Here is an 8,547-nt window from a genome sequence, read left to right on the forward strand (position 1 = left end):
CCATGACCCCCTCCCTTCGTCTGGATGTTCCGACTCATCCAGACGAAGGACAGCAGGTATCACAGAGGAGGCCGCAAGTTATCCCGATCGCGGGGCCCGCGCAGCCCACGGCAGCCCGCGGGTCCCGCCCGAGCCATCGGGATAACGAGGACATCAGGATAATCGCCGTTATCCGGACATCCGGACATCCGGATAACGGCGACTTCGACGCCTACTGGACCTACCACCTCCAGCAAGAACAACACCGCAACCATCACAGCAAGTTCGCCGACCACTACACCCCGACTTGATCACGTCACTTGACAGGAACTACACCCGACGACGATGAGCGGAAGTTCATTATCGATCAGCAGCTCTCGCTTGCTGGCTTGCGTGATGCCGGCAGCGTTCAACTCCTGGACCGTGAAAAGTTGGAAGTGTTGCCGGGAATCTCCTTGATGCCGACCCTGGGGCACACCAGCGTCATGGCGGCCAGCGGCGGCCAGCGGATCCTGTTCTTCGGTGACGCGATCACCTGCCCGCACCAGTTACACCACCCGAGCTGGCACAGCGTTGGCGACGTCGACGTCAAGCTTGCGAACCACAGCCGGGAGTGGATCTGGAACGAGCTGTCGAAGCCAGGAACCGACGGGGTCGGCTCACACTTCCCGCAGGCACAGGAGGGCACCCTCGCACTCCACGAAGGGCGAGCGTGGTCAGCCTGAAACTCACCGGGAGGGCCCGGCGCGCCCGGGCAGCCGAGCCACGGGCCCTCCCGCACCTACCAAGCGGCGAGATGAAGATCGGTGAGTACTCCAAGCCGTGTCGTCGACGTCGCCCGGCCGCCGTTCACATTGCCGGTCGCCTGCGTCGCCGGGGGATTCGTCATGACGGCATGAGCTGGCGAATGACGGCTGGCTCGGTCAGGGACGGGGTCACCAGGAGAGGGCGTCCTTCCGCCGGCCACGGCAGGGGTGTGCTCTGCGGCCAGTCTCCGGTGGTAACGACGATGACCGCCAGACCGGCCCGCTGCGCGGCGATTGCCCCGATCCTGGAGTCCTCGACGGCGACCGCGTCGCGCGGATCAACTCCCAGGGTCGAGCAGGCGGTTAGGTAGACCTCCGGGTGAGGCTTGGGTAGGTCGACATCGTCCGCGGCGATGGTCGCGTCGAACGCCACATCGAATCCCGCGCCGGTGAGCATCGCGACGAGTACATCGGCCGGGCTGTTCGAGGCGACCGCCATCGGTACGCTGCCGCTCAGGCCAGCGAGCAGGGCGGCCGCGCCCGGCATGGCGCGAGGAGGGTCACGTTTCACCGCCTGCCGCAGCGAACGGTGAAGCACCGATGCGATCAAGGCAGCTTCGTGTTCCTGGTTGCCCCAGCGCGCGATCCGCGCGGCCCCCGACGCGACGGAGCTGCCGACCAGCTGCCCGCGCATCGCGTCGTCCAACTCGAAGGAGACGGCCGCGGCCGCCTCGTCGAACGCGGTGGCCCATGCCGCCGTGCTGTCCACGAGCAATCCATCGCAGTCGAACACCACCGCGGCTGGCCGCTGACTGCCCCCTGTTCGCTGGTTCGCGCCGTGGTCGGAAAACGTCCCAGAGATAATCATCTGTCTCCATCAGAATCTGAACAGTCCGAGCGAATCAGTAGCGATTGAGTAGGACGAATCAGTAACAGTGTTCATCGAGAGCATCCGCAGCCAGAGTCTGCGCGATGCGGGCATGGTCAGGATTCCGCAGAAGAAGAGCGATGAAAAGGCTCTCAAGAACCAGGAGGTGGGCGAGACGGCTGGTCATCGCCTCTATTTGGTACCGGGTTTTACGACTCCCGGCGACGAGCACGGTTGTCGCGACCTCCGTCAACGGGCTGCTGTGAAAACTGGTGATCGCGATAACCGCGGCACCGGCGGCGTGTGCGCCGCGAGCAGCGCCTACGGTCTCATGAGTCGCCCCGGTGTGACTCACCGCGACCGCGACATCATCCGGCCCGAGCAGGCGTGCCTGCACGTGCTGCGTGTGCACATCCGGCGGGAAGCTGGCCGGGACGCCGATCGTGGCCAGCCGAAACGCCCCGTCCGCGGCAATCGGTGCGCTTGTGCCGACCCCCAGAAAAAGAACACGCCGCGCCGCATGGAGCGCCTCAACGGCATCGGCAAGCGCACCCGCGCCCACGCTCATCGGGACGCGCGACAGTGCCTGACCGTTCGAGGCCGCCAGCTTGGCAAGCACCTGATGCACGGTGTCGCTGGGATCGATGTCCTCCCGGGGGCGTTCACCGAGCGGCAGAAGATCTTGAGCTAGAGCGATCTTGGCTGCCTGGAAACCCTTGAAGCCGAGACTTTGGCACGCGCGGACGACCGTGGCGACCCCCACCCCCGCGGCAGCGGCGACCTCGGATACCGAGAGATTAAGGATCTCCGCTCCCGGCTCCAGCAACGCTTCGAGGACCCGGGCCTCGCTCGGAGCGAGATCCGCGGCGGCCCCCCCGCACCCGTTCAGCAAGGGTGCCAGCCGGCTCGTCAGCAACGCTCGCCGCGCCGGTCTCACTGGGCCTGGTCGCCCTGGGCCTGGTCGTCACATCCACGAACCTAGCCACACGGAACAACGTTCCGATGAACGATGGATGGACATTTTATATCAAGAAAATATCGGAATTTTGTTCCGACGCTGCTCCTCACGCAGGGCTAGCTGGTATTTGCGGACGGATCCGGAACCCGTCCGCGGGCGGGCACGTTACCGCCGGGCGAGTCGGCCCAGTACCGGCGGAAGCTCGCCGGAATACACCACGGTCAGGAAACAGGTGGCCCGGGTCAGCGCGACGTAGAGGTCGGCGAGCCCCCGGGTCGGCCCGGCCAGCAACGCGGCCGGTTCCACCAGCACCACCGCGTCGAACTCGAGACCTTTGCTCTCCGCCACGCTCAGCACCGCCACCGGCGCGTCGAGAGCGTTGCCGACGGCGCTGGCGGGGTCGACGGAGTCCGCCGCGACCGCCAGATCCGGGAGGGCTGCCATGAGGGCACCGCGCAGCCCCGGGATGTCCTGCGGGCGGCAGATCACGGCGACCCGCCCGTCACCGACCTCGCTCGCGGCCCGGCTCGCCGCGTACACCACGGCGGCGACGAGGTCCCCGGGAGGCTCCTGGGCGAAGGTCCGCCTGTCCTTTAGCAGACCAGTCTCGAGCAGACCGACGAGGCCCGGGACATCGTCGGTCGTCACGTCGCCCACGCGCACCGCCGTCGGGGCACGGCCCACCGAACGCGCTGAGAGGGGAACGGAGACCGTCGGGTCCTGCGCCCGCAGGACGTCGGCGGCAACGTCCATGATCTCCCGAGGTGTGCGGTAGTTGACGCTGAGCCGCTCGACCGTGAACCGGTCGCCGACCGCGGGCCCCAGCAGCTCCCCCCAGGACGTCGGCGCGCCCGGCCGGGCGGTCTGGGCCAGGTCACCGACGAGGGTCGCCGTGCGTCCCGGGCAGCGCCGCCACAGCAGCCGCCACAACATCGGCGAGACCTCCTGGGCCTCGTCGACGATCAGGTGGCCGAAAGTCCAGGTGCGGTCCTCGCGGGCATGATCGGCGGCACTGCGCCGCGCCCGCGGCCCGCTCCACCGCTCGGCGAGCGCCTCGGCGTCAACCTGCCCCTCGAGCCCGAGCATGTCCACCACGCCCCGGGCGTACTCGCGCTCCTCCTCGCGTTCCCGCTCGGCACGGCGGGCGGTCTCGCGGCCGGTCTCCTCGCCCGGGTCGCCGAGCAGCTCGGCGGCCTCGTCGAGCAGCGGCACATCGGCCGGAGCCCACGCCCGCTCGGCCCGCTCGACCCGATCGACGGCCGCTGTACCCGCCGTACCCACGCCGTCGCGCTGCACCGGGATCCGGGCGGACGCTGCGGCCGTCCGCCGGTCCTCGAGCAGAGATCGTTCCGCCGGGGTGAGCCGGCTACCCGCCGCACGCGCCAGGGCCGCCGGATCGGCGAAGAGCTCCTCGAGGAGCCGCTGGGGGGTCAGCAGCGGCCAGAGGCCATCGAGCACCGTACGGACCTCTTCCGCCGACCACAGGTCCCGGATGATCTGGCCGCGTTCGTCGGCGTCGAGCAGCCCGCCCGGGATCTGGTTCACCACCTGGGTGGCCAGCTCTGCCAACAGCTCGCGCAGGAAGATCCGACGGGCCGAGTTGTGCGGGCGGCGGCTGCGCCGCGCCCGGGTGCGGGCCCGCGCGACCGTGTCGCGACCGAGGCGCAGCATGTGATCGTCGTAGGGGATGAGTACCTCTCGCCGCGGCAGCCGCTGCCGGTCCCTGACGGCGGCGGCGATGACCTCGGCCATCCGCGGATCACCCTTGAGCGCAGCGGTTGCGACGTCCTCGACGCCGTGCGCGTCGACCCCGGGAAAGAGCCGTCCCGGCGTGGCGAAGATCACCCCGGTCTCCCCGAGGGAGGGCAGCACCTGGTCAATATAGCGCAGGAACACCGGACTCGGCCCCACGATCAGCACGCCGGACTGGTCGAGTCGAGCCCGGTCGTTGTAGAGCAGATAGGCGGCACGGTGCAGCGCCACCGCGGTCTTACCGGTCCCCGGTCCACCGTCGACGACGAGCACGCCGTTCGCCCGCGCCCGGATGATGCGGTCCTGCTCGGCCTGCAGAGTGGCGATGATGTCGTGCATGCGCCCGGTCCTGGGCGCGGCCAGCGCCTCGAGCAACATCGTGTCGCCGGACGCCGTCACCCCGCCGGGCTCGCTCGTGCCGGTGCCAGTGCCGGCCGGCAGGCTCAACGGGTCGTCGGCGATGCCGGTGACCTCCCGGCCCTTGGTCCGCAGATGACGCCGCCGCACCAGACCGTGCGGATCGGCCAGCGTCGCCCGGTAGAAGGCGGTGGCCACCGGGGCCCGCCAGTCCACCAGGATCGGTTCCTGCTCGCTGTCGGACAGGCCGATCCGGCCGATGTACGTCCGGCGCCCGTCGGCGTGGTCCATCGCGCCGAAACACAGCCGCCCTTCGGCGGCGTCGAGGCGGGCGAGCCGGTCGGCGTGGGTCGCCGCGAACACGTCCCGTTCCACGAGTGACTGTGGGGTGCCCGTGCCACTTTCCAGCAGGACCCGGCGCAGCTGCCCACGGGTGATCTCGCGGACCTCGTCCAACCGGATGTACAGCGTGTCCAGGTACGCCTGTTCACGGGCGCGCTCGACGTCCTGCATGGTCGGCACCGGCTCTCCTCCCAGTCGCGGTCGGATTCTTGGGCTGCGGCTTCCCGGGCTGCGGGCCGACGCCGTCAGGTGAGCCAGGGAGAGTAACAGCCCCTCCCCGGCAGATCTTCCCGGCCCGCCTGGTGACCCGGCTCCGGTGACCCCACCCTGGTAACGACATGTCCACGACAACGACGGCGTGTCCACGAACGACCACGGCAACCACGGCAAGCCGGCACGGCGGCCGGCACGGCGGCCGGAATGCCGCATCATCGCTGTTCCAGGTTACGGATGTCCGGCGACGGGATACACCGCAGTGATCCACCTGGTGCGGGGTAGCGACCAACCTGATCCGAGGTAGCAGACGGCCCGGGCGAAGGAGCCGTTTCCGGCGGTTCCTTCGCATCCACGGTGAACGGCGTCCCGAACTGGGGCGTCCACCGAGGTGATCAGACGCCCACCGAGGTGAGATGCTCCACCAGGGTGCCGTCGAAGGCCGGCAGATCATCCGGCCTGCGGCTGCTGATCAGCGTGTTCGGCCCGGACCGGCAGATGACGACCTGCTCGTCCACGACCTCGGCCCCGGCGTTGCGCAGATCGGTGCGCAGGCTCGGCCAGCTCGTGATCCGCCGTCCGCGGACCACGTCCGCCTCGATCAGGGTCCAGGGAGCGTGGCAGATCGACGCCACCGGGCGGCCGGCATCGAAGAAGTACCGGACGAACTCGACAACACCCGGCTGCCACCGCAACTCGTCCGGATTGGCGACTCCGCCGGGCAGCACCAGCGCGTCGAAGTCCGCGGGATCCGCCTCGGCGACCGTGACGTCGACCGGGAAGGTGTCCGCGGGGTCCAGGTGCCGGAACGCCTGCACCCTGCCTCCCTCCGTCGACACCAGCACCGGACTCAGGCCGGCCTGCTCGATGGCCTTCCACGGCTCGGTGAGTTCGACCTGCTCGACGCCCTCCGGTGCCACCAAAAACGCGATCTTGCGTTGAATCCTGTCGTCGTGCGTCGTCATCGACACGTCCTCCTGCCTGATTCCTGTCTGCTGTCTGCTTGCCGTCTGCCTGCTGTCTGACTCCTGTCTGCCTGCTGTCTGCCTGCTGTCTGCTCTTGTCTCGCCAGCTGGGGTCGGGACCGGACGGGCGTCAGGGCCTGCTCGCCGCCTCCCGCAGGTCGGTGACGTCGTGCTCGAGACGCGCCCGCACCAGCGCAGCGACCAGCCGCGGGAAGTCCTGCCGGTCGACCAGCGCGGCGAGCCTCGCCGGGCCGGTCGGCAGCCCGAGGGCTCCAGCCGTTCTCCGGGTAGCTTCGTCGAGGTAGGGCACCAGCTCGTCCCATCCCGCCTGCGCCTCGCGCAGGAAGATGTCGGCACCGACCGGACCGATCCCCTTAATCTTCTGCAGCAGCTCCCGCTCCCGGTCCGGGGAGTGCTCGGCGGCATCCCGCAGCCGGCGGACATCACCGTCGTAAGTGTCCATCAGGTAACGGCAGGCCGCCTCCAATGTCCGAGAGGTGCTCTCGTCGTAGCGCGCGTACCCGCTGCCGTTCAGCACCCGGGTACGGTCCTCCCAGGTCGCCTCGGCCATGGCGGCGGCGTCGGTCCAGCCGGCGTCCATCAGGGAACGGCAGGCGGCGACCGCGATCGACGTGCGGATCCGTGCGCTCGCGAGCAGGGCGAAGACGATCAGCCTGAACATCGCCTCCGCGGTGTCGGCCGGCACGTCGGCGCCGATCTCGTCGGCGTAGGTCCGCCCATGCCGGGCGAGCAGTTCGGCGAGCACCGCCTCTGTGTCGGTTCCAGCCATGCAGTGGGGCTACCCGCGATACCCGCCATCACTCCGCCCCGCCCATGCGCTCCGCACACGCACTCCGCCCTGCCCGTGCCGTCCCGGCGGTACCCACCCACCACGTCCGCGGCGGTGCCTCGGGCCCGCTACCCGACGCCCCGCCACCCGACGCCCGACTCCCGCCTGCCGGCCGTTGGTCCGCCCCGACTGTTCCCCTCGGCACATGCCCTCTACCCGGTCGGGAGGGCAGGCTGGGGGTAGACACTTGAGAGAAGGGAGGCTGAGATGTCCACCAAAGCAGCACGGTCCGTACTGGTTCCCCTGACTCCCGACCTGGCTCGGGAGGTGGTCGCCGCATCCGCCGCGGCGCCGTCCATCCATAACACGCAGCCGTGGCGCTGGCGCCTCGAGGCAGGCCGGCTCACCCTTCTCGCCGACAGCACCCGCCAGCTCAAGGTCGCCGATCCCGAGGGCCGGCAGATGCTGTTGAGCTGCGGAGCGGCGCTGTTCAACGCCCGGCTGGCGCTGCGGGCCCGCGGCGAGGTCCCCGTGGTGGAGCCGCTACCCGACGGCGTCGACGACTTCCGCCCCGCCCCGCTCGCCACCATCTCGGTGATCGGCCATCAGCCTGCCGAGGACGACGAGCGGGCGTTGGCCGATGCCATCCCGCGGCGGCACACCGATCGCCGGCCGTTCGACGACCAGCCGTTGCCGGCCGAGGTAATCAGCCGCCTGCGTGCCGCGGCCGAGGCGGAGGGCTGCTGGCTCACCGCGCCGATCGACCCGGAGCTGCGCGTCCAGGTCAGCGTCCTGCTGTCCCGGGCGGACTGGATCGAGGCGCACAACGTGGCCTACCGGGAGGAACTGGCCTCGTGGAGTCGAACGGGGTCCACGTCGGCCGATGGCATCCCGCGCAGCGCAGTCGTCCACACCGACGCCCCGCGCCAGTCCGAGTTCCCGATGCGGGACCTCGACGTGGTCGGCGAGGCGGGGACCGTGCTGGACGAGACGGGTGTGGAACGGCCCGGCATCCTGATCATCGGCACCGATGCGGACACGACCGCCGACCGGCTGCGCGCCGGGCAGGCGATGCAGCGTGTGCTGCTCACCGCCACCTTGCTCGGTCTCGCCTCGTCGCCGATGTCGCAGGCGATCGACGTCGAGGGCATGCGGGAGCAGTTCCGCGGCACCACCAGCGGTCTCGGGCACGTCCAGATGATCCTGCGGGCCGGCTATCCCGAGCCGGGTGCACAACCGCTCGGCCCCACTCCCCGCCGGGACGTCGACGAGGTCCTGGAGGTCGTCGGGTCGGATGATCGGGCGTAGCACCGTTCGGCCGTGCAGCGTTCGGCCGTGCAGCGTTCCTTCCTGACACATTCGGCGAAAGCCGCACAGATACGGGGTTGTGTGGGCCGCCAGCCGCTTTGATCGGGGACCAGACCGGGTCGCCGGTGGACCGACCGGCAATCGGAGGTGTCGCGAGGTCCGCGACGGCTCGGTCGTGACTCGGGGGGTTCCCGGGGACGCGGCGCGGCGTTCCCGGGAGACTCCCCCGCCCGGGCCCCGGTCGACCCCGGTCGACCCCGGCCGTACCC

At 69.9% G+C, this 8,547-nt stretch carries 8 protein-coding genes; 3 read left to right on the forward strand and 5 right to left on the reverse strand.

The genetic code is table 11. The features are described 5' to 3' along the window. Together AC08OV_RS20300 and AC08OV_RS20305 are read left to right on the forward strand one after the other, a co-directional pair. Positions 1-290 (forward strand): hypothetical protein (locus AC08OV_RS20300; protein ID WP_476620120.1); only part of this gene is annotated, 290 nt, incomplete at its 5' end. A gap of 147 nt (positions 291-437) precedes the next feature. After that, positions 438-704: a hypothetical protein gene (locus tag AC08OV_RS20305; protein WP_476620121.1), complete on the forward strand. Its 267-nt coding sequence runs from the start codon at positions 438-440 to the stop codon at positions 702-704. A gap of 160 nt (positions 705-864) precedes the next feature. Here AC08OV_RS20305 and AC08OV_RS20310 read toward each other — a convergent pair whose 3' ends face one another. The 5 genes from AC08OV_RS20310 to AC08OV_RS20330 form a co-directional block, all read right to left on the reverse strand. Beyond that, positions 865-1,593, reverse strand: a complete 729-nt coding sequence (locus AC08OV_RS20310) for an HAD family hydrolase (RefSeq protein ID WP_476614624.1) — start codon at positions 1,591-1,593, stop codon at positions 865-867. Between the two features lie 58 nt (positions 1,594-1,651). Beyond that, a complete protein-coding gene (locus AC08OV_RS20315; RefSeq protein ID WP_476620122.1) occupies positions 1,652-2,509 on the reverse strand; it encodes a MurR/RpiR family transcriptional regulator in 858 nt (285 codons plus the stop codon). A 207-nt stretch (positions 2,510-2,716) separates the two neighbouring features. Beyond that, on the reverse strand, positions 2,717-5,182 hold the full coding sequence (locus tag AC08OV_RS20320) for a HelD family protein (RefSeq protein WP_476614622.1): 2,466 nt from the start codon (positions 5,180-5,182) through the stop codon (positions 2,717-2,719). A gap of 428 nt (positions 5,183-5,610) precedes the next feature. Beyond that, positions 5,611-6,180: a type 1 glutamine amidotransferase domain-containing protein gene (locus AC08OV_RS20325; RefSeq protein WP_476614621.1), complete on the reverse strand. Its 570-nt coding sequence runs from the start codon at positions 6,178-6,180 to the stop codon at positions 5,611-5,613. 130 nt (positions 6,181-6,310) lie between these two features. Beyond that, complete coding sequence (locus tag AC08OV_RS20330) at positions 6,311-6,970, reverse strand: HhH-GDP family DNA glycosylase (protein ID WP_476614620.1); 660 nt, start codon at positions 6,968-6,970, stop codon at positions 6,311-6,313. Between the two features lie 267 nt (positions 6,971-7,237). Between AC08OV_RS20330 and AC08OV_RS20335 the strand changes: the two genes are divergently transcribed. Continuing rightward, positions 7,238-8,278 carry an Acg family FMN-binding oxidoreductase gene (locus tag AC08OV_RS20335; protein ID WP_476620123.1) on the forward strand — a complete coding sequence of 347 codons (1,041 nt, stop codon included), beginning with the start codon at positions 7,238-7,240 and terminating at the stop codon, positions 8,276-8,278. Positions 8,279-8,547: the final 269 nt, after the last annotated feature.

It is taken from the genome of Frankia sp. CeTa3Moorea, assembly GCF_978021225.1.

Excerpts from the sequence above, each read along its gene's own strand:
- AC08OV_RS20305 (WP_476620121.1), top strand. The coding sequence starts at position 438 with ATGCCGACCCTGGGGCACACCAGCGTCATGGCGGCCAGCGGCGGCCAG.
- AC08OV_RS20310 (WP_476614624.1), bottom strand. The coding sequence starts at position 1,593 with ATGATTATCTCTGGGACGTTTTCCGACCACGGCGCGAACCAGCGAACA.
- AC08OV_RS20325 (WP_476614621.1), bottom strand. The coding sequence starts at position 6,180 with ATGACGACGCACGACGACAGGATTCAACGCAAGATCGCGTTTTTGGTG.
- AC08OV_RS20330 (WP_476614620.1), bottom strand. The coding sequence starts at position 6,970 with ATGGCTGGAACCGACACAGAGGCGGTGCTCGCCGAACTGCTCGCCCGG.
- AC08OV_RS20335 (WP_476620123.1), top strand. The coding sequence starts at position 7,238 with ATGTCCACCAAAGCAGCACGGTCCGTACTGGTTCCCCTGACTCCCGAC.